23 protein-coding genes are annotated in these 26708 nt (G+C 54.7%); 19 read left to right on the plus strand and 4 right to left on the minus strand.

Translation table 11 applies throughout. The annotated features are described in order from the left end of the window. Window positions 1–158 precede the first annotated feature (158 nt). The 18 genes from IEW12_RS21025 to IEW12_RS21110 all read left to right on the plus strand — a co-directional run bounded on the left by IEW12_RS21025 (window position 159) and on the right by IEW12_RS21110 (window position 19924). On the plus strand, window positions 159–824 hold the full coding sequence (locus tag IEW12_RS21025; RefSeq protein ID WP_188568092.1) for a phosphoribosylanthranilate isomerase: 666 nt from the start codon (window positions 159–161) through the stop codon (window positions 822–824). A 57-nt stretch (window positions 825–881) separates the two neighbouring features. Further along, window positions 882–2153, plus strand: a complete 1272-nt coding sequence (trpB, locus tag IEW12_RS21030; protein ID WP_188568093.1) for a tryptophan synthase subunit beta — start codon at window positions 882–884, stop codon at window positions 2151–2153. Between the two features lie 96 nt (window positions 2154–2249). Next, window positions 2250–3047, plus strand: a complete 798-nt coding sequence (gene trpA / locus IEW12_RS21035) for a tryptophan synthase subunit alpha (RefSeq protein WP_188568094.1) — start codon at window positions 2250–2252, stop codon at window positions 3045–3047. Window positions 3048–3148: 101 nt separating this feature from the next. After that, window positions 3149–4021, plus strand: a complete 873-nt coding sequence (gene accD, locus IEW12_RS21040; RefSeq protein WP_188568095.1) for an acetyl-CoA carboxylase, carboxyltransferase subunit beta — start codon at window positions 3149–3151, stop codon at window positions 4019–4021. Window positions 4022–4078: 57 nt separating this feature from the next. Further along, entirely contained in the window at window positions 4079–5368 is a 1290-nt protein-coding gene (folC, locus tag IEW12_RS21045) for a bifunctional tetrahydrofolate synthase/dihydrofolate synthase (protein ID WP_188568096.1), read from the plus strand. Window positions 5369–5424: 56 nt separating this feature from the next. Next, window positions 5425–6480: an SPOR domain-containing protein gene (locus tag IEW12_RS21050; RefSeq protein WP_188568097.1), complete on the plus strand. Its 1056-nt coding sequence runs from the start codon at window positions 5425–5427 to the stop codon at window positions 6478–6480. A gap of 80 nt (window positions 6481–6560) precedes the next feature. After that, entirely contained in the window at window positions 6561–7049 is a 489-nt protein-coding gene (locus tag IEW12_RS21055; RefSeq protein ID WP_188568098.1) for a CvpA family protein, read from the plus strand. Window positions 7050–7133: 84 nt separating this feature from the next. Then, entirely contained in the window at window positions 7134–8654 is a 1521-nt protein-coding gene (gene purF / locus IEW12_RS21060) for an amidophosphoribosyltransferase (RefSeq protein ID WP_188568099.1), read from the plus strand. A 395-nt stretch (window positions 8655–9049) separates the two neighbouring features. Then, window positions 9050–11326, plus strand: coding sequence for a TonB-dependent receptor plug domain-containing protein (locus IEW12_RS21065; protein WP_188568100.1), 2277 nt, complete (start codon window positions 9050–9052; stop codon window positions 11324–11326). Between the two features lie 251 nt (window positions 11327–11577). Then, window positions 11578–12423, plus strand: a complete 846-nt coding sequence (locus IEW12_RS21070; RefSeq protein WP_188568101.1) for a 3',5'-nucleoside bisphosphate phosphatase — start codon at window positions 11578–11580, stop codon at window positions 12421–12423. Between the two features lie 157 nt (window positions 12424–12580). After that, window positions 12581–13459: a protease HtpX gene (gene htpX / locus IEW12_RS21075; RefSeq protein ID WP_188568102.1), complete on the plus strand. Its 879-nt coding sequence runs from the start codon at window positions 12581–12583 to the stop codon at window positions 13457–13459. Between the two features lie 80 nt (window positions 13460–13539). Next, entirely contained in the window at window positions 13540–14163 is a 624-nt protein-coding gene (locus tag IEW12_RS21080; protein ID WP_188568103.1) for an L-threonylcarbamoyladenylate synthase, read from the plus strand. A gap of 132 nt (window positions 14164–14295) precedes the next feature. Then, the gene (locus tag IEW12_RS21085) at window positions 14296–14955 is read left to right on the plus strand and encodes a site-2 protease family protein (RefSeq protein ID WP_188568104.1); all 660 of its coding nucleotides are present in this window, start codon (window positions 14296–14298) and stop codon (window positions 14953–14955) included. Window positions 14956–14961: 6 nt separating this feature from the next. Continuing rightward, window positions 14962–16164: a tryptophan--tRNA ligase gene (locus IEW12_RS21090; protein WP_188568105.1), complete on the plus strand. Its 1203-nt coding sequence runs from the start codon at window positions 14962–14964 to the stop codon at window positions 16162–16164. Beyond that, a complete protein-coding gene (locus tag IEW12_RS21095) occupies window positions 16157–16768 on the plus strand; it encodes a class I SAM-dependent methyltransferase (protein WP_188568106.1) in 612 nt (203 codons plus the stop codon). The genes IEW12_RS21090 and IEW12_RS21095 overlap by 8 nt, the downstream gene beginning before the upstream one ends. Before the next feature lie 126 nt (window positions 16769–16894). Continuing rightward, on the plus strand, window positions 16895–17773 hold the full coding sequence (gene dapA / locus IEW12_RS21100; protein ID WP_188568448.1) for a 4-hydroxy-tetrahydrodipicolinate synthase: 879 nt from the start codon (window positions 16895–16897) through the stop codon (window positions 17771–17773). Window positions 17774–17913: 140 nt separating this feature from the next. Beyond that, entirely contained in the window at window positions 17914–19077 is a 1164-nt protein-coding gene (gene bamC / locus IEW12_RS21105) for an NlpB/DapX family lipoprotein (RefSeq protein WP_188568107.1), read from the plus strand. A 67-nt stretch (window positions 19078–19144) separates the two neighbouring features. Next, complete coding sequence (locus IEW12_RS21110; RefSeq protein WP_188568108.1) at window positions 19145–19924, plus strand: MBL fold metallo-hydrolase; 780 nt, start codon at window positions 19145–19147, stop codon at window positions 19922–19924. 94 nt (window positions 19925–20018) lie between these two features. On the opposite strand, the gene IEW12_RS28935 is transcribed toward IEW12_RS21110, so the two are convergent. After that, window positions 20019–20246, minus strand: a complete 228-nt coding sequence (locus IEW12_RS28935) for a hypothetical protein (protein WP_229751296.1) — start codon at window positions 20244–20246, stop codon at window positions 20019–20021. Window positions 20247–20566: 320 nt separating this feature from the next. After that, window positions 20567–21706 (minus strand): cupin domain-containing protein, encoded by a 1140-nt coding sequence (locus IEW12_RS21125; protein ID WP_188568111.1) that lies wholly within the window; start codon window positions 21704–21706, stop codon window positions 20567–20569. 112 nt (window positions 21707–21818) lie between these two features. On the opposite strand from IEW12_RS21125, the gene IEW12_RS21130 reads away from it, so the two are divergent. Further along, window positions 21819–22358 (plus strand): FKBP-type peptidyl-prolyl cis-trans isomerase, encoded by a 540-nt coding sequence (locus IEW12_RS21130; protein WP_188568112.1) that lies wholly within the window; start codon window positions 21819–21821, stop codon window positions 22356–22358. Between the two features lie 97 nt (window positions 22359–22455). Here IEW12_RS21130 and mutS read toward each other — a convergent pair whose 3' ends face one another. Together mutS and IEW12_RS21140 are read right to left on the minus strand one after the other, a co-directional pair. Then, the gene (gene mutS, locus IEW12_RS21135; RefSeq protein WP_229751265.1) at window positions 22456–25086 is read right to left on the minus strand and encodes a DNA mismatch repair protein MutS; all 2631 of its coding nucleotides are present in this window, start codon (window positions 25084–25086) and stop codon (window positions 22456–22458) included. A gap of 188 nt (window positions 25087–25274) precedes the next feature. Beyond that, the gene (locus tag IEW12_RS21140; RefSeq protein WP_188568113.1) at window positions 25275–26663 is read right to left on the minus strand and encodes a DEAD/DEAH box helicase; all 1389 of its coding nucleotides are present in this window, start codon (window positions 26661–26663) and stop codon (window positions 25275–25277) included. Between the last annotated feature and the right edge of the window lie 45 nt (window positions 26664–26708).

Here is a 26708-nt window from a genome sequence, read left to right on the forward strand (position 1 = left end):
TTAAAAAAAAGAAAAACCGCATGGCGAGAGCCATGCGGTTTTTTAATTGTATGGGGCACAACAGAAATCCTGTGTGAAGAAATGGTATTCTTGTCAGCACGATTAAAGGGCATCAAGGAATTGGTTTTTATTTCTTGCCCGACCAGCCTGGATAAAAAATGTTGCACAGAACGAGAATCAAGATTTGCGGCCTGACACGGGCCGAAGATGTTAAAGCCGTCGTTGCCTTTGGTGCCGATGCGATAGGCTTTGTGTTTTACCCGCAAAGTCTCAGGTATGTGACGCCGCAGCAGGCGGCCAGCCTGCTGGCAAATGTGCCGCCTTTTGTGACGACCACAGGTTTGTTCGTCAATGCCGATATGGATTACGTCACATCGACGATAGCCGTTGCACCGGTATCTCTATTGCAATTTCATGGCGATGAAACGGCCGAGCAGTGCCATCAACTGGCCAGTGCGGTAAATCGGCCTTTTATCAGGGCATTTCGCGTAAAAGCGGACACATCTGCAGATGATTTGTTAGAATGTGAGAAAATATATCGTGCAGCAAGCCCTTTATTCTGCGGTTTGCTGCTGGATACCTTCGTCGAAGGTTTCGGTGGTAGCGGAAAGGTTTTTGATTGGTCTCTCATTCCAAAAGAACTCGCGCCTCGGGCCGTTTTAAGTGGTGGCTTGAGCGTACAAAACGCGACTGACGCAGTCAGCCGTGTGAGGCCCTTTGCCGTCGACATCAGTAGTGGTGTTGAGTTGAGCAAGGGCATAAAGGATGATGCCAAGCTGCGTGCTTTCATACAAGCCGTACGCCTGGCGGACAATCAAGGCTAGCTACCTCTGTGCAGGCTTCTGCAAATGGTGGCTGGCTCTACGCCATAAGGAAGCACCATGAAAGAATTCAATCCCCTGGACGAGCAGTTCGAACGCCAATCCATTCCCACACAAGCCCTGTATCAGTCTACGCAATATACCTTGCCCGACGCGCGCGGCCATTTCGGCCAGTACGGTGGCACTTTTGTCTCTGAAACGCTGACACATGCGTTGACAGAGCTGAAAGAGGCCTACGCCCGCTACCGCACCGATCCCGCTTTCCTGGCCGAGTTCCGGGATGAGTTGACCCATTTTGTCGGCCGTCCTTCACCTGTGTATCACGCCAAGCGCTGGTCCGAAATGATGGGCGGCGCGCAAATCTACTTCAAGCGCGAAGACCTGAACCATACCGGTGCGCACAAGATCAATAACGTGATCGGCCAGGCATTGCTGGCCAAGCGCATGGGCAAGCCGCGCGTAATCGCCGAAACCGGCGCAGGCCAGCATGGCGTGGCTACTGCCACGATCTGTGCCCGCTTTGGACTGGAGTGCGTGGTGTACATGGGTTCGGAGGACGTGAAGCGCCAGGCACAGAACGTGTACCGCATGAAATTGCTGGGTGCGACCGTCGTGCCGGTAGAGTCCGGCTCCAAGACATTGAAAGATGCGTTGAACGAAGCGATGCGCGACTGGGTCACCAATGTCGAAAACACTTTTTATATCATAGGCACCGTTGCTGGCCCGCATCCTTACCCTATGATGGTGCGCGACTTCCAGTCGGTGATAGGCGAGGAATGCCTGTGGCAGATGCCGGCGATGACAGGTCGCCAGCCGGATGCCGTGGTCGCCTGTGTGGGCGGCGGCTCCAATGCGATGGGGATTTTCTATCCATATATCGAACACAAGGATGTGGCCTTGCTCGGCGTGGAAGCGGCAGGCGAGGGCATGGAATCCGGCAAGCATTCGGCCTCACTGACGGCGGGTTCGCCGGGTGTGCTGCATGGCAATCGCACCTATCTGCTGCAGGATGCGAACGGGCAGGTTATAGAGACACATTCGGTATCCGCAGGCCTGGATTACCCTGGTGTCGGGCCGGAACATGCATGGTTGAAAGACAGTGGCCGCGCGCAGTATGTGACGATCACCGACGATGAGGCGCTACAGGCCTTCCATGACTGCTGCCGCATCGAGGGCATCATTCCTGCGCTGGAGTCCAGTCACGCATTGGCGTATGCGGCCAAACTGGCGGCGACCCTGCCCAAAGATAAAATTGTATTGGCAAACCTTTCCGGTCGCGGAGATAAGGATATGCACACGGTGGCGGAAAAGGCCGGCTTGAAGTTTTACTAAGCCGCCGCCGAGGATGGGGTTGACTCCCCATCTTTTCGTTTTCTTGCTGCATATTCACTGATTATTCACTCATTGCGATAATTGATCTAATACAAAATGTCAAAAATACAAACAACCATGGCTGCGCTGGCTGCTGCCAAGAAAAAAGGCCTGATTCCTTTCATCACGGCGGGCGATCCTGCCGCTGATCTGACGGTACCCCTGATGCACGCGTTGGTAGAGGGCGGCGCCGATATTATTGAGCTGGGCGTGCCATTTTCCGACCCCATGGCGGATGGTCCTGTTATTCAAAGAGCATCGGAAAGAGCGCTGCTGAATGGTATTGGACTGCGCGATGTATTACAATTCGTCCGCGAATTCCGTTCCAGCAACCAAAATACGCCAGTGGTGCTGATGGGCTATGCCAATCCCATAGAGCGTATGGGTGTAGACTTGTTCATAGCGCAAGCATCTGAGGCAGGCGTGGATGGTGTGCTGGTGGTGGATTATCCGCCGGAAGAGTGCGAGGAGTTCGCCGCCAAGCTGAAGCAGCACGGGATGGATATCATCTTCTTGCTGGCGCCGACTTCTACCGACGAGCGTATGGAGCTTGTTGGTAAAATTGCCAGTGGATACGTGTATTATGTATCTTTGAAGGGCGTCACCGGCTCCGGCAGCCTGGATCTGGATGCAGTCGCGGCGATGATGCCCAGGATTAAGAAACACGTCAAAGTACCGGTGGGCGTGGGTTTTGGTATACGGGACGGGGCTACGGCGAAGGCGATTTCCACGGTTTCCGATGCGGTGGTAATTGGCAGTCGTATCATCCAGGAACTGGAAAATACGCCGCGTGAAAATGCGGCCTCAGCAGTAAAAAGCTTTATTTCTGGTGTCAGGGAGGCTTTGGACGGGTAAAATACGCGCCAAAGCTTCGGACCTTGCATCCAGGGATCGGGCAACAAGGTAATGATGGTTGCCGGCATAAGCTGCCGGTTGCCCGAATTCAGGAGAATCAAATGAGTTGGCTAGAAAAATTACTTCCACCGCGCATACAGCGTGCGGATTCCGCAAATCGCAAATCCATTCCGGAAGGCCTGTGGGTCAAGTGCCCATCCTGCGAAGCGGTCCTGTACCGTTCCGATCTGGAAGCAAATATCCATGTATGCCCCAAGTGCAGCCACCATTTGCGCATAGGCGCTCGTGAGCGTCTGGATGCCTTGCTGGATGCCGGCGGCCGTTATGAAATAGGCCAGGAAGTATTGCCAGTTGATACCCTGAAGTTCAAAGATAGCAAAAAGTATCCAGACCGCCTGAAGGACGCGCTGGAAACTACAGGCGAGACTGACGCTCTGGTCGTGATGGGCGGCTCCATCATGACAGTGCCGGTTGTTGCTGCGGCTTTTGAGTTCCAGTTCATGGGTGGTTCCATGGGTTCCGTCGTTGGCGAGCGCTTCGTGCGCGGCGTGCAAAATGCACTGGAACAAAAAGTACCGTTCATCTGCTTTACTGCGACCGGCGGCGCCCGTATGCAGGAAGGCTTGCTGTCGCTGATGCAGATGGCTAAAACGACTTCGATGCTGACCAAGCTGGCTGAGAAAAAACTGCCTTTCATCTCCGTATTGACTGACCCTACCATGGGCGGCGTGTCGGCTTCCTTCGCCTTTATGGGCGACGTGGTGATTGCCGAACCTAAGGCGCTGATCGGTTTTGCCGGACAGCGCGTGATCGAGAATACCGTGCGTGAGAAATTGCCTGAAGGCTTCCAGCGCGCCGAGTTCCTGATGCAAAAAGGCGCGGTCGACATGATCGTGGATCGTCGCAAGATGCGTGACGAAATCGCCCGTTTGCTGGCCTTGTTGCAAAACCAGCCAGCCGAAGCGGTTTCCTGATTTTCTGATATTCAAAAAATAAGCCCGAACAGTCTTTGTTTCGGGCTTTTTTATCTTATGCAAAATTTACCTGGCAGTTTGAATGAATGGCTCGCTTTGCTCGAGACCAGGCATTCCAAAGAAATAGACATGGGTCTCGACCGTGTCGCCGCAGTCAAGGAACGTCTCGCGATTCAGTACGATTGTCCGCTGATCGTTGTCGGTGGCACCAACGGCAAGGGCTCCACCTGTGCCATGCTGGAATCCATCCTGCTGCAGGCCGGCTATAAAGTAGGGCTATATAGCAAACCGCACTTCCTGGATTTTAATGAGCGCGCACGCATCAATGGCGAAAACGTCAAGGACCAGGTGTTTGTTGATGTGTTTGCCGAGGTGGAAGCCAAGCGCGAAGATATCTCGCTGACCTATTTTGAATTTACTACGCTGGCCATTGCAAAGCTGCTGGCGGATGCCAAGCTTGATGTGGTGATCCTGGAAGTGGGGCTGGGCGGACGTCTGGACGCCGTCAATGTGTTTGATGCCGATGTCGCGATCGTGACCAGCGTTGACATAGATCATGTCGATTACCTCGGTGATACCCGCGAAGCGATAGGTTTTGAAAAAGCCGGTATTTTCCGCACCGGCCGTACTGCAATCTGCGGCGATCCTGTGCCGCCGAAATCGCTGCTTGAGCATGCAGAGAAGATAGGCGCCGACCTGTGGTTGTTTGGTAAGGATTTCAATTATTCCGGCGACAAACAGCAGTGGAATTTCGGCGGCCGTTCGCAGCGCCGCAATTCGCTGGGTTATCCCAGCCTGCGCGGCGCGAACCAGTTGCTGAATGCATCCGCCGTGCTGGCTGCGCTGGAAGCGCTGAAAGACCGCCTGCCGGTAGGTGCGCAGGAAGTGCGCAGCGGCCTGGTGATGGTGGATTTGCCGGGGCGTTTCCAGGTCATGCCGGGCCGTCCGACGGTGGTGCTGGATGTGGCGCATAACCCGCATGCAGCAGCCACGCTAGGGCAGAATCTGGACAATATGGGCTTTCATGCCTATACCTACGCGGTTTTCGGCTCCATGCTGGACAAGGATATCGAAGGCATTGTTGCGCAACTGAAGGACAAGATAGACCATTGGTGCGTGACGGATTTGCCGTTGCTGCGCGCAGCCACTGCGGAGCAGCTCCAGGATAAATTACTGGAGGCAGGCGTAGTGCGGGATGCGGATCACAGCATACAAAACTTCAAATCTCCTGAGCTTGCGTACACATACGCCTTAAGTCAGGCCGCTGAAAATGATAGAATTGTGGTCTTCGGATCATTTCTTACGGTTGCAGGGGTCATGCGAGCCCGAAAACCTCAAATTCATTGAAGGGCTTCCATGCGGCTGAAAGACGGAACTCTCACTAACCAATCAGATATTTGCACATGAGCTTGTTCTCGTTGTTCAAAAAGAAGCAGGAAGCATCTCCCGACGCCGACAGCGGTGAGTTTCGTTCACGTGCCGAGAGCGACACCAAGCCGGCGCGCAGCCGCAGCAAACGTGGCGAGGGCGCAAAGAAAAATCAGGCCGACGATCCTCTTTTGCCGGAGAAGAAGCGCGCACGCCGGCGCTTGATCGGGGCAGTAGCCCTGGTGCTGGCAGCGGTGATCGGTTTGCCCATGATCCTCGATTCCGAGCCCAAGCCGCTGGCCGATGATATCAATATCCAGATCCCTTCCAAGGACAAGCCTCTGAGCAGTGCTGCTGCCGGCAAGGAAAACGCCGAAGTGCTGGCTGCAGCCAGTGCCGAACAAGGCGCCCCCCGCACTGATAGCGCCAAGACATCTGCCAATGCGTCGAAGGCAAGGCCAGTCGAGCCGCAGGAAGAAATTATCGATCCGGCTACCCTGGTAGACAGTAAGAGCAAAACAGCGGTGCGCGAGACGGCTCCTGCAGTCGCTGCAGTGACCGCCGCCAAGCCGGCAGCGCACACCGAAAAAGAAAGCAAACCTGAGCGCAAGGTGGAAAGCAAGGCAGAAGCCAAGCCGGAATCTAAGCAGGAAGCCAAGCCCACAGCAGCCAAGAGCAGCGAAAAAAATAGTGCCGTTAATGCAGTTGCCGTAAATGATCAAAAAGCTACTGCAGCGAAACCTGCCGTCAAGGCAGCCGACTCTTCCGACGAAGCGGCACGTGCATTAGCGATCCTGGAAGGCAAGTCGCCGAAAGCTGCGGCCAAGGCGGCTGGTGACGCTGCCAAAACGGATAAGGCCTCTTCCAGCTTTACAGTGCAGGTTGCGGCATTGGCAACCCAGGAAAAGGTGGACGAGTTGCAAGGTAAGCTGAAATCCGAAGGCATCAAATCTTACGTTCAAAAAGTGACGACCACGAATGGCAAGATCACCCGTATCAAGGTAGGGCCTTTCGACTCCAAGGACGAGGCCGACAAGATGCGTGCAAAACTGGTCAAACTTGGCCTGAGTGGCACCGTGATACCGAATTGATGCGAAAGTGATGCAAATTGTGCGAATAAAACCGGGTAGGTCTGTAGAAATGAGGCTACTCCCTTGAATGAGCGCAATCCGTGACCATATTTGACTACCTGGTGGTATTCATTTTGCTCTGCTCGGTGGTCATTAGCACCATGCGCGGGCTGGTCAAGGAAATTTTGTCACTGGCAAGTTGGGTGGTCGCGTTTGTCGTTGCCAATGCCTTTAGCGCAACGCTGGCGGAATGGATGCCGGATGTACTGCCTGGTCAGATGGCGCGCCTGATAGTTGCTTTTATCGCCTTGTTTATTGGCGTGCGCTTGCTAATGTCTTTATTGACGATGGCTGTCGATGCCGTAATCAAGGCAGCGGGCCTGAGCCTTGCGGATCGTGGGCTGGGTGGTTTGTTTGGTTTGGCCAGAGGATGTGTGATTGTCATGGCGGCGGTGCTGTTATGTGGCATGACCTCCATCCCCAGGCAGGATTTTTGGAAGCAGGCATTGCTGAGTCCGGTCGCCGAGAGCGCGGCCACTACCATAATGCCGTTTTTGCCGGATTCGGTTTCCCGGCATGTACAGTTTTAAGAAGTACGCTGCGCCGGGCTGGCTTAGTGCTCATAGGGTTGCGTATTTCCAAGCAGGTTTTTATTTGTTTTTTAGGAGTCCACCATGTGTGGCATCGTAGGCGTAGTCTCAAATAGTCCCGTCAACCAGCTTTTGTATGATGCCTTATTGTTGTTGCAGCATCGCGGCCAGGACGCCGCCGGTATTGCAACCGGGCATGGCAACAAGTTTGCAATGCATAAGGCAAATGGTTTGGTACGAGATGTGTTCCGCACTCGCAATATGCGTTCGCTCCCCGGCAATATCGGTATAGGCCAGGTCCGTTATCCTACTGCGGGCTCCACCAGCGAAGAAGAAGCTCAACCTTTCTACGTCAATGCACCATTTGGTATCGTGCTGGCACACAACGGCAATCTGACTAATGCCGATGAGCTGAAGACAGAGCTGTTCAAGAATGACCGCCGCCACCTGAACACCGATTCCGATTCCGAAGTGCTGCTGAACATCCTGGCGCACCAGATCCAGGAAGTCACATCCGGTTATTCGCTGGATCCTGCCGCCTTGTTCCGTTCCGTATCGATGTTGCACAGAAGGGTGCGCGGTTCCTACGCGGTAGTGGCGCAAATCGCAGGCTACGGCTTGCTCGCTTTCCGTGATCCTTTTGGTATCCGTCCATTGTGCATAGGCGTATCGCGCACGGAAAACGGCGTTGAATACATGATCGCCAGCGAATCTGTTGCACTGGAAGGCCTGGGCTTCAAGTTCCTGCGCGATGTTGAACCTGGCGAGGCGATTTTCATTGATCTCGACGGCCAGATGTACAACGAGCAGTGTGCTGAAAATCCTACGCTGAATCCTTGCGCGTTTGAGTTCGTGTATCTGGCCCGTCCTGATTCCATTCTTGATGGTGCATCGGTCTACCTGACTCGCCTGAAAATGGGTGAGTACCTGGCCGACAAGGTACGCAGCCAGTTCCGCGCCGGCGATATCGACGTTGTCATGCCTATTCCCGACTCCTCCCGTCCATCGGCGATGGAACTGGCGATGAAGCTGAATCTGGATTATCGCGAAGGCTTTATCAAGAACCGCTATATAGGCCGTACTTTCATGATGCCGGGACAGGCGATACGCCGCAAATCGGTACGCCAGAAACTGAATGCGATCGGTTCCGAGTTCAAGGGCAAGAGCGTGCTGCTAGTGGATGACTCCATCGTGCGCGGCACGACCAGCCGCGAGATCGTGCAGATGGCGCGCGAATCCGGTGCCAAGCGCGTGATCTTCGCATCTGCTGCGCCTCCGGTTAAATTCCCTAACGTGTACGGCATCGATATGCCTACCCGCAGCGAACTGATTGCCTATGGCCGTTCCGATGAAGAAGTTTGCCGTGAAATCACGGCGGATGCGCTGGTGTATCAGGATGTGGACGCGATGAAGCGTTCGATCTTTGATGTGAATCCGGCCCTCAGAAGCATAGAGGCGTCCTGCTTTGATGGGAACTATATTACCGGCGACGTCAGCCGTGAATATCTGGATAGGCTGGAATTTGCCCGCAACAGCCCACGCCCTGACACTGAAGATATTCTGCGTTCGCAATTGAATCTGAATCTGGCAGCGCGCGCCGACTAAGCGACCGCCTGCTGCAAAAGCCCGCCCACACATCCTGTGGGCGGGCTTTTTTTATGTCTGGGCGATTCATCGGGCGAACAGCGTCCTGCTGAAAAACAACAAATGTAAAGACGCTCTTTACATTCGCTTTGTGCTGGCAATGCAGGGAGCATATAGCCTCGATAAAAGGCCTTCGCTTGGAGGCATCGAGCCAGGCTCTGCCTCTTGCCTCAAAAGCAAGAGAGTGGAGTGTGGCGGCATTGCCTGATTGTTTCAATAAAATACAAAAACACGCCGTTTGTACTGGCTAGTCCTGCTGTTTAAAAATAGAATAGCACCCGGTCCAAATGCTTTTGATTCTCAATTGCATTGGGTTTGCTTAATTATTACTATTTCATAAAAATCGGCACTACATAATGAGTAAGTTTCTTCCTGTTGCAACACTCGCATTTGTCGGCGCAACTTCCTTGCAGGCTCACGCAGATGAGCCCATCGCAGCGCCCAGCGATCCAGCCAGCCAGAAAGCCAGCAAACCCGCAGATAAACCAGCGCCAGCAAAAAATCTGGCACCAGCAACCAGCAAGGATGGCGAAAAGCCTGCTGTAGCTCCGCATGAGAAGCCGCAAAACGTCGTGATTGACGGCAGCCGCCAGTCGGATATGGATCAGCGCCGCATGTCCACCGCAGCCAAGATGATCTATGGCCGTGAAGAGCTGGACCGCAATGGCGATAGCACGATAGGCGAGATCTTGAAGCGCCTGCCCGGCGTGACCGTCGGCGGCCGTCCAGGCCGCGGCGGCGACATCCGCATGCGCGGCATGGGCAACGGTTATACGCAAATCCTGTTGAATGGAGAACGCGCGCCGCGCGGCTTTTCTATGGATTCGCTGTCTCCCGATCAGGTGGAGCGCATAGAGATTATCCGTGGACCGGTTGCCGAATACAGCACGCAGGCCATTGCCGGTACGATCAACATCGTGCTGCGCGAAGACTACAAGCAAAAGACCACGGATATCCGTATCTCGGAAAGCCTGGAGCAGGGGCGCAGCGCACCCAATTTATCGGTCACCTATCCCGGTGAAGTGGGCAACCTGTCATACGCGTTGACTGCCTCGGTATCGAAAAATCGGCAGCATGATGACGTAACCACTGATACCAATGAAACCAATGCCCAGGGCAATATGCTGCAGCACCAGCATGACCTGACCAGCCGTGAATCGCGAGGCTTGCAGTTGACCCCGCGCTTTAACTACCGCTTCGAAAATGGCGATACCTTGAGCTTCCAGCCGCTGGTGACGAACTCGCGCAGCGACTCCAGGGTTAGCAGCAAGCTGGATCAGATCGGCGAAATACAGGAGTATGCGCAGGCCAATTCAGTCGGGCACTCCGAGACGACTTTCCTGCGCGGTTTTGGCAATTGGCAGCACAAGTTTGACGATAACGGCAAGCTGAATGTGAAGTTTGGCGGCGGTGTCGGCAAGATAGAGGGCAACTCCCTGCGCAGCGAGTACGGCACTGACGGCGCTTTCCTGAAAAGTATCAGCGATGATGCGACAACCCGGGATACCACTGTGAATACCGGTGCGAAATACACCAAGCCCCTCGGCGACGGCCATACGCTGGCAGCAGGCCTGGATGTGGAAACGGGCAGGCGCAACGAAACCAAGGTCACGGTTGATGACAAGGGCGTTCCGCAATTTGCCGACTCTGGCGACAACCTGACCGCCAGCACGCGCCGCCTGGCGGCCTTTGTGCAGGATGAGTTTGACATTAATGAGCAGCTGTCCGCCTATGCGGGCCTGCGCTGGGAAGGCATACGTACCAGGAGCTCCATTTCTACCGGACCTATCGATAATAGCAGCAGCGTATGGAGTCCGGTGCTGCATGGCGTGTGGCGCATACCCGGTGAAAAGAAAGATCAGATACGGCTCAGCCTGACCCATGCTTATCGCGCACCATCGTTGAACGACCTGATTGCCGTTCCTTCGATATCGCTGCTGAATGGACCTACCAAACCGGACCGCACCGGTAACCCTTTCCTGAAGCCTGAGTTGTCGAAAGGCGTTGATCTCGCGTATGAGCATTACCTGACCAACGCCGGCATTATGAGTGCGAACTTCTTCGTGCGCGACATCAGCGACCTGATACGCCGCACGACCGTGTTGACGGATACCGTGACCGGCCCGCGCTGGGTTTCATCGCCAATCAATATTGGCCATGCGATCACCAAGGGCATAGAGCTGGAAGCTAAATTCCAGTTGCAGGAATTTTTGCCGGAAGGTCCTGCGATTGATGTGCGGAGCAACTACAGCCGCTTCTGGTCCAGCGTGGACGGCATCCAGGGACCGAATAACCGCCTGGATCAGCAGCCCAAGGAAACCGCCAACTTCGGCCTCGATTATCGCCTGGCGAAAATGCCGCTGACGCTGGGCGGCAATTTCAACTGGACGCCGGCCTATGCGATCCAGAGCACGGAAACACAATTGAACAGCACCGGTGTCAAACGCCAGGTTGACCTGTACGCCCTGTGGAAATTTACCCCGACGACACAGTTGCGCATCGCGGCCAATAATCTGCAGGCAAATGATTATCTGACTGGCTCTTACGTAACGACAGGCGGCATCAATCATGTGGACAATACCGTTGCAAAAACGTATACCACCTGGACCATCAGGCTGGAAATGAAAATCTAAGCTTTACGGCCGGCGCGATTCATCTCGCGCCGGCGTCTTACAGTCTTCCCATCTTCTCGCTGCGACACCGCTGCTTATTGATAGCCTAGTGATGGCTTGTTGGTGCCTTGTTAATTCTTGTGTCATTTTTTCTTGCCCTTGCTGCAAAAAAGCCTAATTTGGATGCATTAAACTTGCCCAACATCATGTGCAACGCAACACAAGGGCGACAGGCGGAGTACAATAGTTTTTTCAGTACTTAAGCTTGCTCCATGTTAGCCCGACCTTTGAACGTAGACCTCCATTGCCACTCCACCATCTCTGACGGCGTGCTTGCGCCTGCCGAAGTTGCGGCCAGGGCCAAGAAGAACGGCGTCGATGTCTGGGCTTTGACGGACCATGATGAGATACGTGGCATACCCGAAGCGCGGGCTGCGGCCACTGCGCTGGGCATGCGTTATATCACTGGCGTTGAAATTTCAGTGACCTGGGCCGGCAGGACTGTCCACATTGTCGGCCTGAACTTCGATGAAACTTATCCTGAACTGGTGCGCGGGCTGGAAGCGACCCGCTCCGGCCGTGAACGCCGCGCGCGCGACATGGCTGCTGAACTGGCAAAGGCCGGCATTGAAGGCGCGTATGAAGGTGCGCTGAAATATGTCGGTAATCCCGACTTGATTTCCCGCTCCCATTTTGCCCGCTATCTGGTGGAGATAGGTGAGTGTGCCGATATCAACGAAGTATTCAAACGCTTTTTAGCCGATGGCAGGCCGGGCTTTGTGCCGCACCGCTGGGCAACGCTGGCCGAGGCTGTAGGCTGGATCACCAGGGCGGGTGGGGTCGCTGTTATTGCGCATCCTGGCCGCTATGAATTCAGCTCGGTTGCGTTTGATGCTTTGTTCCGCGAGTTCAAGGCATTGGGCGGGCTGGGCATAGAAGTGGTGACCGGCAGCCATACTGTTGACCAGTATTCGGAATATTCCAAGATTGCCAACCGCTACGGCTTCCTGTCTTCGCGTGGTTCCGATTTCCATGGTCCGCATGATTCCGTAGTCGACCTGGGGCAATTGCCTGCGCTGGCGCCATCGCTGAAGCCTGTCTGGGATACCTGGGCCTGAGCATAGGCTTCAGCCCGGCACTAAACCTGACTATGGCGGCTCGACAGGCCGCCATTTTGTTGATTGGCGTCAATTTCTGATGCGCGATATCTTGTTTTTTTCTACAATATCCCCAACTTAAGTAAGGTTTTACTTTTATCACTTCGGGGATATCTCTATGAAGCGCATTTTTCTCTTTATTGCAACCAACCTGGCTGTCATGCTGGTCATGTCGGTGGTGCTGTCATTGCTGGGCGTTAATCGCTACCTGACGGCAAATGGCCTGCAATTGGGCACTTTGATGGTGTTTTCTCTCGTCGTGGGCTTTACCGGCGCGATTTTTTCCTTGCTGATCAGCAAGCCGATGGCGAAATGGTCCACCGGTGCGCGAGTGATTGATGCCCCGGCATCCTCCACCGAGCTGTGGCTGGTCAATACCGTCAAGATGCTGGCGGAGCGCGCTGGAATCGGCATGCCCGAAGTGGCAGTCTATAACGGCGAACCAAATGCTTTTGCTACCGGCGCGTTCAAGAATTCTGCAATGGTCGCTGTCTCTACCGGCTTGCTGGAAAGCATGACCAAGGAAGAGGTTGAGGCTGTGCTGGGCCATGAGGTAGCGCATATTGCCAATGGCGATATGGTGACCATGACTTTGATACAAGGCGTGGTAAATACCTTTGTCGTGTTTCTGGCGCGTGTGGTAGGGTATGCGATAGACAAGGCTGTTTTTCGCAACAATAATGATGATGACAGGCCGGGTATTGGCTACATGGTTACGGTGTTTGTCTGTGAGATGGTATTCGGTGTGCTGGCCTCATTGATCGTTGCATGGTTCTCGCGCCAGCGCGAATTCCGCGCAGACGCCGGTTCGGCTACGTTGCTGGGTAGCGGCCGTCCTATGATCAACGCCTTGGCGCGTTTGGGTGGCATGGAGCCCGGTGAATTGCCGAAGTCGATGGCGGCAGCCGGTATCAGCGACAAGCCTGGTTTCAGTGAGCTGTTTTCCACGCATCCACCGATGCAGCAACGTATCGCTGCGTTGCAAAACATGAAGTGATTCAAAGTGATTTAATTGGCCTCGGTAATTGGCGGCAGTAGTTGCCGCCGATTTTATCGCAGTCTTTTCGTAGTTTTCTTATGACGCAATATTTCCAAATCCATCCGGATAATCCGCAACTGCGTTTGATCAAGCAGGCGGTGCAAATTATCAAGAGCGGCGGCATCGTAGCGGTGCCGACGGATTCTTGCTATGCGCTGGTGTGCCAGTTGGATGACAAGGATGCGGTCACGCGCTTGCGGCGTATCCGCGGCGTTGACGACAAACACCACCTGACCCTGCTATGCCGCGATCTGTCTGAAATTGCACTGTATGCGAAAGTGGATAATCGCCAGTACCGCATGCTGAAGGCAGCGACGCCCGGACCATATACGCTGATACTGGAAGCGACCAAGGAGGTGCCGCGCCGTCTCAGCCACCCTTCGCGCAAGACCATAGGCCTGCGGGTGCCGGAAAATTGTATTACCCATGCCTTGCTGGACGAACTGGGGCAGCCGTTGCTTGGCACGACATTGATACTGCCGGGTGAAGAGGAAATACAGACCGATCCGGAAGTTATCCGCGAAAGGCTGGAAAAAACTGTTGAGCTGGTCATTGATGGGGGCGCCTGCAGCTTGGTGCCCACCACGGTGATCGACATGACCGATGAAATGCCGCAACTGATACGTCAGGGCAGGGGCGATGCTTCGCTGTTCGGTTTGTGATTTTCCTGGCCTGTGCGGATATCCGTGCTTCAACGCATAGATCGCGGAAATTCGAGTTTCCGCAATACTTCTTCTCCCTGCAGCTTGCCTGCGTCAATTTACCTTTTGATTTTCTCCTGATTAAGCTATCGCATGAATGAACTTATACAAACGGTCGCGGTATATGCGCTGCCGGTCATCTTCGCCATTACCTTGCATGAAGCGGCGCACGCTTTTGCCGCCAAATATTTTGGCGATCTGACGGCGTTTCAACAGGGCCGTATGACATTGAACCCGATCAGTCACATTGACCCCATGGGGACTATCGTTATCCCAGTGGTGCTTTATCTGGCTACTGGAGGCAATTTCCTATTCGGTTATGCGAAGCCGGTTCCTGTTAATTTTGGCAACTTACGTAAGCCCAAACGGGATATGGCCTGGGTGGCGCTGGCCGGGCCGGGAGCCAACTTTATTATGGCTTTCTTGTGGCTGGTTTTTGGCGTCATACTCCGCGCGGCGGGTGTGGAGGAGGCTTTCTTCATGCGCATGGCGCAGGCTGGTATCCTGACCAATCTGGTCATGCTGGCATTCAATCTGTTTCCTATTCCCCCTTTGGATGGTGGACGGATTTTGATCAGCCTGTTACCTTATAAATACGCTTACAAATTTGCGCAGATTGAACCGTATGGATTTTTTATCGTGATGGGCCTGGTCATGATCCATGCATTGCAGTTCTGGATGTATCCTGTGATTACTGTCGCGAATTTGCTGTTGAATTTACTGGTTACCCCGTTGACCCTCATCCTGAGCTAATTTCCTATGTATCCTGACCGTGTAGTCTCTGGTATGCGCCCTACGGGGGCGATGCATCTGGGCCATTATCACGGGGCGCTGAAAAACTGGGTCAGGATGCAGTCGGAGCTGCCCTGCCTGTTTTTCGTGGCGGACTGGCATGCGCTGACTACCCACTACGACGACCCCAGCATTATCGAGACCAGTACCTGGGATATGCTGGTGGACTGGCTGGCCGCAGGGGTAGATCCCTCGCAGGCCACACTCTTTATTCAATCCAGGGTGCCTGAGCATGCCGAGTTGCATCTGTTGATGTCGATGGCGACGCCTCTTGGCTGGCTGGAGCGTGTTCCTACCTACAAGGACCAGCAAGAGAAGCTGGCTGACCGCGACCTGTCTACCTATGGCTTCCTGGGTTATCCGCTATTGCAGGCGGCCGATGTGCTGATCTACCGCGCCAGCATGGTGCCGGTGGGTGACGATCAGGTGCCGCATATAGAAATGATGCGAGAACTGGCGCGCCGCTTCAATCATTTGTACGGCAAGGAAAAGGGCTTTGAGCAAAAGGCGCAGGCAGCAGTAAAGAAGCTGGGTAGCAAGCGCGCCAAACTGTATACCGAATTGCGCAATGAATTCCAGGAGCAGGGTAAGGCAGAAGCGCTAGAGCAAGCCAAGGCCATGCTGGAGGATACGCAGAATCTCAGCATGATAGATCGCGAGCGCTTGTTCGGCTACCTGGAGGGCAGCCGCAAGCTGATCCTGGTGGAGCCGCAAGCGCACTTGACGGAATCTTCGCGCTTGCCTGGTCTGGATGGGCAAAAAATGTCCAAGAGCTATGGCAATGCGATTGCGCTGCGCGAAGAGAAGGAAGACGTCGTCAAAAAAGTCCGCACCATGCCGACTGATCCTGCCCGTGTGCGACGCACAGATGCCGGCGATCCGGGGCGTTGCCCGGTCTGGCAATTGCATCAGGTCTATTCGGATACGGAAACGCGCGAATGGGTGGTGAATGGCTGCAAGTCGGCAGGGATTGGCTGCCTGGAGTGCAAGCAACCCGTTATAGACGGCATTCTGAAAGAGCAGGAACCGATGCGCGAAAGGGCGCAACAATATCTGGACGACCCTTCGCTGGTGCGTGCGATTATTGCCGATGGCTGCGATAAGGCGCGCAAGCTGGCGCAAGAAACCATGCGTGATGTGCGCGAGGCCATGGGGCTCAGTTATGGCTAGTCATGGCGTGCTTGCCCAGCAGGGGCATGCAGTTGCGGGAGCTCAGGCTCCCAGCCCGCCTTCCGAGTGGGTGCGGCGTTTTGCCGGACTGATTCCAGTCGGCGGCAAGGTGCTGGATCTGGCTTGCGGCACGGGGCGGCATAGCCGCTTGTTGCGAGATTCAGGGCTGGAGGTGCTTGCGGTGGACCGCGATCCGGCCTTGTTGCAGGTGCTGGCTGCAGAAGGCCTTGTCACCCAGGAGGTTGACCTGGAGAGTGGCGCGCAAGGTTTTTATTGGCCGTTCGCCGACCAGGTTTTCGATGCCATCGTCGTCACCAATTATCTGCACCGGCCGCTGTTTCCTCATATGCTGGCCAGCCTTGCGCCCGATGGCTTGCTGATCTACGAGACTTTTGCGATAGGTAATGCTGCCTACGGACGTCCGGCCAACCCGGATTTCTTGCTTGCGGACGCAGAACTTCTGCTGCAAATGCAGTCTAATCCAGCAGTGAAGATGCACGTTCTGGCTTATGAGCACGGATATGTTGAGCGCCCCAAACCCGCTGTCGTGCAGCGCATTTGCGCCCGAAAAGCTGCTGCCGGGAGTGGAAATGATCGCTTATAGGCAGTTTTCGCGCTGTGACGAGCGTGCAGGGCGCTACTTTGGTGGGCATATTCCAGGGAATAACTCCCAACAGGGCTTGCTATCCGCTACAATCAAGGTTTTACTTTTTTCTGCACTAACATGACTATGATCAAGGGAAGTCTGGTTGCTATTGTGACCCCCATGCATGCCGACGGTAGCCTCGATTTGCCTTGCCTGCGCAAATTGATAGACTGGCATATTGCAGAAGGTACCGATGGTATCGTCATCGTCGGCACGACCGGCGAATCGCCTACCGTATCGGTAGAAGAACATTGTGAACTGATTCGTGTTGCCGTAGAGCACACAAATAAGCGCATCCCCATTATCGCCGGTTCGGGCGGCAATTCGACTGCAGAAGCGATTGCACTGACTACCTACGCGAAAGAAATCGGCGCGGATGCATCTTTGCAGGTGGTGCCTTACTACAATCGCCCGACACAAGAGGGCATGTACCAGCACTTCAAAAAGATTGCTGAATCGGTCGATTTGCCTGTGATCCTGTACAACGTTCCCGGCCGTACCGTTGCCGACATGTCCAATGAAACCATGCTGCGTCTGGCACAGGTGCAGGGCATCATCGGCGTCAAGGAAGCGACCGGCAATATCGGCCGCAATACCGACCTGATCCGTCAGGCGCCGGCATCGTTTGCTGTTTATTCCGGCGACGATCCGACCGCGATGGCACTGATGTTCTGCGGCGGCAAAGGCAATATCTCCGTGACCGCCAACGTTGCTCCGCGTGCCATGCATGAACTGTGTGCGGCTGCAATGCGCGGCGACATCGCAACTGCGGTTGAGATCAATAATCGCATGCTGCCTCTGCATAACAAACTGTTCGTAGAGCCGAATCCCTTGCCGGTCAAATGGGCCATGAAAGAAATGGGCCTGATTCCTGAGGGTATGCGTCTGCCGCTGGTGCCGATGGCAGCGCAATATCATGAAACGGTTCGCGCAGCGCTGCGTGAGTCGGGTGTATTACAATAGCGGCTCTGAAGCAGTGCCTCTGGGTAACAAGATGAAACCCAGGGCACTTTGCAAGGGCGCGTGATCTGGTCGCTGCACCAGGACATCTTCCCACTATCATTGCTCGGTTTTGATTTATAACAATTCGTAGGGACTTTCACATGGCAAAAAGCTTTGTTGCTAAAAATGGGATTATTGGAGTATTGGCTCTGGCCAGCCTGGCTGGCTGTAGTTCCATTAGCAATCTTCTCGATCCAGACCGTATCGACTATAAAAGTGCTAGCAAGGCGCCAAGCGTATCTCTAGAGGTTCCTCCAGATTTGACACAAGTCCGTCGCGACAGCCGTTTTTCGATTCCTGAAAACCAGGGTAGTGCGACTGCATCCAGCTTCAACCTGCAGAAGAAGGCGGGCAGCACAGCCGCTGCCACTAGCGGCACTGCCGCTGTAGCGCCTATCCAGGTGCAGGATATGCATATCGAACGTGAGGGCACGCAGCGCTGGCTGGTAGTCAAGCAAACTCCGGAAGTCCTGTGGCCGCAGATCAAGGATTTTTGGCAGGATAGCGGCTTCCTGATCAGCAGCGAATCTGCGGAAACCGGCGTGATGGAAACAGACTGGGCAGAAAACCGCGCCAAGATCCCTCAGGATATCGTTCGTAATACCCTGGGCAAGGTGTTGGATTCCCTGTATTCAACCGGCGAACGCGATAAATTCCGTACCCGTATAGAACGCAGCGCCAACGGCAATGTAGAAATCTACATCAGCCATCGCGGCGCGGAAGAGGTATTGACCGGCTCGCAAAAGGATCAAACTGTATGGACACCACGTGCCAACGACCCTGGCCTGGAAGCGGAATTCCTGTCGCGCCTGATGGTGCGCCTGGGTTCCGATACCGAGCGTGCGAAGGTTGCTGTCGGTTCTCCTGTTACCCAGAAAGCGCGCGCCAAGCTGGTTAAAAATACAGATGGCAACTACGTGGAAGTGGATGAAGGATTTGACCGCTCCTGGCGCCGTGTTGGCCTGGCGCTGGATCGCGTAGGCTTTACCGTGGAAGACAGGGATCGCTCCAAAGGCCTGTATTTCGTGCGTTACATCGATCAGGATATCGATGCGAAAACCAAGGGTGCCAGCGAGGGCTTCTTCTCCAAACTGTTCTCCTGGGGTTCCAGTGACAAGAATAATACGGCTTTGAAATATCGCGTCTATGTGAAGGATGCGGCTGGCGATACCAGCCAGGTCACCGTCCAGAACAATGATGGCAAACCGGATTCATCTGCGACCGCAGAAAAAATCCTGCAGTTGATCAGCGAACAGCTGAAGTAATTATCCTCCCGGCGCGAACCACTCTGGTTCGCGCCTTTTTTTCTGCATCCTCTCTTTATCTCATCCCTTGAAATTTGCAAGCCTGGGTAGCGGCAGCGAAGGAAATTCCTTGCTGGTCTCTGCCATATCGGACCATGACCGGCGCACTAGCATCATGCTGGATTGCGGCTTCAGCGTGAAAGAGGCCGAGCGGCGTCTGGCGCGGCTGGATATGCTGCCGGCAGAGGTGGCCGGCATTGTTGTGACGCACGAGCATGGGGACCATATCCGTGGCGTATTCAAGTTTGCGCGCCGCTATGGCACGCCGGTGTGGCTGAGCTATGGCACCTACCAGGCCGCGCAAGCAGACAGCCATGGGGTTGATATCCATTTTTGCCGGGATGATGAGGTTTTCAGCATAGGCGAGTTGCAGGTGCATCCGTACACGGTGCCGCACGATGCGCGCGAGCCTTTGCAGTACTGCATCAGCAGCAGTGGCTGCAAGCTGGGTGTATTGACGGATGTTGGCCACAAGACCGACAGAATAGTTTCTGCATTATCCGGATGCGATGCCCTGGTACTGGAATGGAACCATGATGCCGAGATGTTGTCCAACTCCAGCTACCCGTATTCACTGAAGATGCGCATAGGTGGGCCGCATGGACATTTGTCGAATGCAGTGGCGGCAGAAATTCTGCGTGAAGTGGATAAGTCAAAACTGAAGCTGGTGATTGCCGCTCATCTGAGCCAGCAAAATAACAAGCCGGAACTGGTGGAGCGGTTGATGGCCGATGTGCTGGAGGGGGCAATGATAGAGATAGGGATTGCTTGCCAACACCAAGGCTTTGGCTGGAAGGAAGTAAGATAAAGTCTGACGCAGGTCGGATAGCCACTGCGGCGCGCAAAGCTTTGCGCAATAAAAAAGCCGACCCGAAGGTCGGCTTTTTCAAGCAATAAAAAAATTACTTGGAAGCAGAAGCTGCCGCTGCGTCAGCTGCTGGGGATGCAGGTGCTGCTGCTGCATCGGAAGCTGGAGCTGCTGCTGGTGTTTCAGCTGGAGCGGAAGCTGCAGCAGGTGCTGGAGCTGGAGCTGCTGCGGAAGCTGCTGGTGCTGCTGGAGCTTCTTCTTTTTTGCCGCAAGCAGCCAAAGCGATTGCCAACAGGGAAACGAGCAAGAGTGATTTTTTCATGTTTGTACTTTCAATAAATAGATCAAAAAATAAGATCAAAATTTTGCGATGAATAATTACCGGTAATTATCGCTCTATAGGTTTATTCGAGGGCTTGATGCCAAAAAGGAATGTCGGCCCCTACGAAAGTTTCCTAACCCAGAATTATAATGATTTTTGCCCGGACAGAATAGATAAAGATGCATTTTTGTGCCTAAATTGTGCATTCTTTGCCAAGAAAAATAGTTTTTTGGTGGAAATAATACGTCTTTGGCGCATTGCACAAAAATTTCTTTTCAAAAATGATTCTTTCTGCAATATTTATCGCTTTGCCTGAATTTTTATTTGGAATTCAGTTGCAGCCATCCATCTTCATACCAAGTGCAAAGCGCCTCCTGAACATCGGCAGATGCATTCGCCACATCATTGCCATCCAGGCATCTTTCATTTGCCAGTTTCAATAGTGCCAGCTTGTCTTCCCTGCCGACGGCAAAGGATTCCCCATTGATGAACACATGCTTGCCCTTGTACAGCATCTGGGTTTGCAATGACAGGCTGACGCCGTTCTTGCTGGCGGTCTGGCTGAAACGTTTTGGCGTCAAAGGTTTTTCCGGGCCTTCAAAAATGACATTGCGCTTGGGTTCGGACAAATATTCTCCGAGGAAGATGGTGATGTCATCGTCGGTGAATTTGATCTTGGCCAATTGTGCTGAAACATCGTCCACCATTGCGGTACTGATTTCCGCCGGATGCGTAGCCGGTTTCAGGCCAGGATCAGCATAGCGGCCGGGCAGGTCGATGGAATCGGACATGAAATGCAGGAAGGACTCACCCAGTTCCTGGTAGGACGGCGCCCTGAAGCCGATCGAATAAGTCATGCATTCGCCGATGGCAAGGCCGTCATGCGCATAGTGCGGCGGCAGGTACAGCATGTCGCCCGGTTCCAGCACAAACTCTTGCTCCGCCTTGAAATTGCGCAAAATCTTCAGCGGCATGCCTTCCACCAGCGACAAATCCTTTTGGGCGCTGATCTTCCAGCGGCGCTGGCCATGCGCCTGCAACAGAAATACGTCATAGGAGTCAAAATGCGGGCCCACGCCGCCGCCATCGGCTGCGTAGCTGATCATCAGGTCGTCCAGCCGCGTATCGGGGATGAAGCGGAATTGGCGCAGCAGTGCGTCAGCTTCTGGATTCTGCAGATTGACGCCTTGTACCAGCAGGGTCCAATCCTTCTTTTCCTTAATCGGCAGTTGTTCGAAGGGGCCGCTCTTCATTTCCCAGTGCTTTTTGAAGAAGCTGATCAGGCGCGATTCTGCATCCTCGCGCGCTGCCAGTTCGAACAGTTCGTTTTTCCCTACCGGTGGAGTAAATCCAGGAATGGCCTGGCGTATCAGCAGGGGTTTTTTATGCCAGTATTCGCTCAGGAATTGTTCCTGCGTAATGCCGCCCAGCAGCGGCAATGCTTGAGATAATTTTTTCATGCTCGCATTATAAGCACCCGGCCAATAACTAGCTAGAAGCTCCTGCAATTCCCAAATCTGATAAAGCGAGGGCAGGTATAATCTCGGTGCATATTATTTTTAAGGAATTATCATGAAGATTGTCAAAAATACAGTTGTGACTGTGGACTATAAACTGTCGGATGCCCAAGACAATCTGATCGAAGAAAGCCGCGAACCCATGGTGTACCTGCATGGCGGCTACGAAAACACCTTGCCCAAGATAGAAGAAGCGCTGGATGGCAAGGAAACCGGTTTCAAGACAACGATACAGGTAGAGCCGGAAGACGCGTTCGGTGAATACGATGCCGAACTGGTCAAGGTAGAGCCACGCAACCGCTTGCCGACCCCGCTGGAAGTCGGCATGCAGTTTGAAGGCATGCCGGACGGCGACGAGGGTGAGGAATCTGTGATTTTCACCGTGACCGATATCGCTGATGACAAGGTCGTGCTGGACGGCAATCATCCGCTGGCCGGCATGGCACTGAGGTTTACGCTGTCGGTGACCGAGGTACGTGAAGCTACCGCGGAAGAAATCGCCCATGAGCACGTGCATGGCGCGCATGGTCACCATCATGGCGACGAAGATGATGAAGGCACTGGCGACGAATACCGCAGCCATCCGCTGCATTAAGCTTTAGCAGCCACCAATAAAAAAACCGCAGAGCTTGCTCTGCGGTTTTTTTATATGGATGCACGCTTTTCGTATTTATTGCGCATCTGTTACCTACCTATTGCGCTTTCGCCAGGCTCTTCAGCTGATACAAGGCTTCCAGCGCTTCGCGCGGCGTCATCGCATCCGGGTCGATAGCGTCAATCGCATCCAGCAGCGGCGAGTCCAAAGCTTCGGCTGCCGGCATTTCCGGTTCTGGCGTAGCCTGGTTCGCCGAGAACAGGTCAAACTGCGGCGTGGTCTGCAGCGAATGGGCTTCCAGATCGGCCAGATGCTTTCTGGCGGAACGTATCACTACCTGCGGTATGCCTGCCAGTTGAGCGACTTGCAAGCCATAGCTTTGCGATGCCGGGCCTGGTTGTACCGCATGCAGGAAAACGATGTTTTCCTTGTGTTCAATCGCAGACAGATGCACGTTTTCTGCACTGGGGTGTACGTCCGGTAGTTGCGTCAATTCAAAGTAGTGGGTTGCAAACAGCGTATAGCTTTTGGATACCTGTATCAGATGGCGTGCAATGGCCCAGGCCAGCGCCAGCCCGTCGAACGTTGAGGTGCCGCGGCCTACCTCGTCCATCAGTACTAGCGAGTGCTCGCTGGCGCCATTAAGGATCGCGGCGGATTCCGTCATTTCCACCATGAAGGTGGAGCGTCCGCCCGCCAGATCATCCGCAGCGCCGATACGGGTGAAGATGCGGTCGATAGGGCCTATCGTTGCCTGCGTAGCTGGCACATAGCTGCCGACATAGGCCAGTAGCGTGATCAGTGCGACCTGGCGCATGAAGGTCGATTTACCACCCATGTTGGGGCCGGTAATCAGCAGCAGCTTGCGGTCGGCCGAGAAATTGCAGTCGTTGGCGATGAAGCGTTCTATCTGGTTTTCCACGACAGGGTGGCGGCCTTGCAGGATCTGCAGCATGGGTTCTGCCACCAGTTGCGGCGCGCACCAGTTGTTACGGGTGGCGTGGTCCGCCAGGCCGACCAGGGTATCCAGTTGCGCAATCGCATGGGCAATCGCCTGCAGCGTGCTGATATGCGGCAGCAAGTCTTGCAGGATTTTTTCATACAGCATTTTTTCACGCACCAAAGCGCGTTCCTGCGCCGACAAGGCCTTGTCTTCAAAGGCTTTCAGCTCCGGCGTGATATAGCGCTCGGCGTTTTTCAGGGTCTGGCGGCGGCGGTAGTTATCCGGCACCTTGTCGGTCTGGCCGTTGGTTACTTCGATGTAAAAGCCATGTACCTTGTTGTATTCCACGCGCAGGTTGGCGATGCCGGTACGGGCGCGTTCGGATGTTTCCAGGTCGATCAGGAACTGGCCGGCGTTTTCCGACAGGGCCCGTAACTCATCCAGCTCAGGATCAAAGCCTACGGCAATCACGCCGCCGTCGCGTATCATCGTGGCCGGCTGCAGCATCAGGCCGCGCTCCAGCAAATCCAGGCATTCTGCCGGTGTTGCCAGGTCGCCCAGGACTCCGGTCAGCAGGCTGGTCTGGTTGTCGGCGATGCACATCTCTACATAGGAGCGCACGGTAGGCAGGTGCTGCAAGCCGTCGCGCAGGCCTGACAGGTCGCGCGGCCTGGCTGACTGCAAGGCGATGCGGGTGGTAATACGTTCTATATCCGGCACCGAGGTCAGCGTGGTTGACAGGCCCTCGGTCGAGTCTGCCTGTATCAGTGCCTTGATTGCATCATGCCTGGCCCTGGCGATACCTTGGTCGCGCTTGGCATGGTGCAGCCAGTGGCGCAGCAGGCGCGATCCCATCGCAGTACGGCAATGGTCCAGCAGCGAGAACAGGGTAGGGGACTCCTGGCCGCGTATGGTCTCCGTCAGTTCCAGATTGCGGCGGGTCGCAGTATCCAGACCGATGAACTCATTTTCGGTTTCCACCGTCAGTGCATTGACGTGCTTCAGTCCGCGGCCCTGCGTGGCTTCTGCATAGCGCAGCAAGGCGCCGGAGGCACCCAGTGATGCACTCATGTTTTCTACGCCGAAACCGGTCAGCGACGAGGTTGCCAACTGGTCTTGCAATAGTTTCTGGCCTTGCTTGACGTCGAAATGCCAATCCGGCACTTCAGAGAATTTGCCTGGCAGCAGCGCATAATGATCTTCCAGCAGCAGCGTACCGGCCGACAGCAGGATCTCTGCCGGGGAAATGCGTTCTAGTTCCTGCTGCAGGCGGGCAGCCACGGATTTTTCATCCGTGGCGAATTCCATCAGCTTCAGTGCGCCGCTGGCCAGCGATAGCCAGGCCAGGCCCACGGTCACGGTCTTGCGTTGCTGCAGCATGCACAGCGACAGCAGGGGGCGTTCGGATTTTGCCGGCAGCAGGTCGGTGTCGGTCAAGGTGCCGGGCGTGATCACGCGCATCACCTTGCGTTCTACTGGGCCCTTGCTGGTGGCAGGGTCACCTATCTGTTCAGCGATGGCGGCCGATTCGCCGAGCTTGACCAGCTTGGCCAGGTAGGGTTCCAGCGAATGGAAGGGCACACCTGCCATCTTGATAGGCACACCGGCAGAACTGCCGCGCTGGGTCAGTGTGATGCCCAGGATGCGCGATACTTTTTCTGCGTCTTCATAAAACAATTCGTAAAAATCGCCCATGCGATAAAAAACGAGTGTTTCAGGATAGTCCGCCTTGATGCCAAGGTATTGGGCCATCATCGGCGTGTGGTTGGATTCGGAGGTCGCCATAAACGATTTTTTTCTTGATTTGCTATTTATCTAAGTCTGCGATTTTATACCGGGCCGGGGCTGCGTGTTAGCGCCATCTTGGGTGGCGCGCGAGATTATCCTTAAACTTTGACAAACGGCGCAAGTTTTTGATTAATTTCAAAAACTTGCGCCGTCAATGAGGCAATGCTGAAGATAAAACGCTTTGCTTATGCGCCGCCGCGACCGCCGGAACGGCGTGGTGTCGATTGTTTGACGGCAGGTTTTACTGCTGCGCGGTGAGGGCTGTTGCCGTCGCGCGGACGCTGTCCGCCGCTGTTGCTACCACCGCCGCCACCGCCAGTTTTACCCTGGCCCTGGCTGGAGCGTGGCGGACGATTGCTGTTGCCGCCGCGTGGGTTGCCCTGGCCCTGGAAGCTGCGCAGTTGTATCGGTTGTGCCTTGGCATTCGGATCCGGTTCAAAGCCTTCGATGAATTCTTTCGGCAACTGGCGCTTGATCAGTTTTTCGATATCAGCCAGCAGTTTGAATTCATCCACGCAAACCAGCGACACGGCTTCACCGGTTGCGCCTGCGCGGCCGGTACGGCCTATGCGGTGCACATAGTCTTCTGGTACGTTAGGCAAATCGTAATTGACCACATGCGGCAACTGGTCGATATCGATACCGCGGGCGGCGATGTCGGTGGCGATCAATACCTGCAGGCTGCCATCCTTGAATTCCGCCAGGGCCTTGGTGCGGGCAGACTGGCTCTTGTTGCCATGTATCGCCATACTGGTGATTTCATCCTTGGCCAATTGCTCCACCAGCTTGTTGGCACCGTGCTTGGTGCGGGTAAATACCAGCACCTGCCTCCAGTTATTGGCCTTTATCAAATGTGCCAGCAGAGGGTGTTTCTTGTCGCGGTCTACCGGGTGTACTTTTTGCGCAATCACTTCTACCGTAGAGTTGCGGCGTGCAACTTCTATCATTGCAGGATTGTTCAGCAGCTTGTCGGCCAAGGTCTTGATCTCGTCCGAGAAAGTGGCAGAGAACAGCAAGTTCTGGCGTTTAGGCGGCAGCGCAGCCAGCACTTTCTTGATGTCGTGGATAAAGCCCATGTCCAGCATGCGATCCGCTTCGTCCAGAACCAGGATTTCTATCTTTTCCAGGCTGACCGTACCTTGCTGCATGTGGTCCAGCAAACGGCCGGGGGTCGCTACCAGGATGTCTACGCCATGTTTCAGCAGCTTGATCTGCGGGTTGATGCCGACGCCGCCAAAGATCACGCCCGAAGTCAGGTTCAGGTATTTGCCGTAAATGCGCACGCTTTCTTCCACCTGGGCCGCCAGTTCGCGGGTCGGTGTCAGGATTAGGGTGCGGATAGGGCGGCGGGTCAGATTGCTTTGCGGCGCGTTCGCGCCGCTGGACAGACGCTGCAAGATAGGCAGCGTGAAGCCGGCGGTTTTACCGGTGCCGGTTTGTGCACCTGCCAGCAGATCGCCACCGCTGAGCACGGCAGGAATCGCCTGCTTCTGGATAGGGGTAGGAGTGGAGTAGCCTTGTTCGGTGACTGCGCGAACGATTTGGTCGGACAGGCCGAGTTCTGAGAATGACATAATCTATTTCTAATTTAATTCGAATGCCGGGCGACGGTGACAAGG

The organism is Parundibacterium terreum (genome assembly GCF_014636315.1).
Taxonomy (GTDB): Bacteria; Pseudomonadota; Gammaproteobacteria; order Burkholderiales; family Burkholderiaceae_D; genus Undibacterium; species Undibacterium terreum.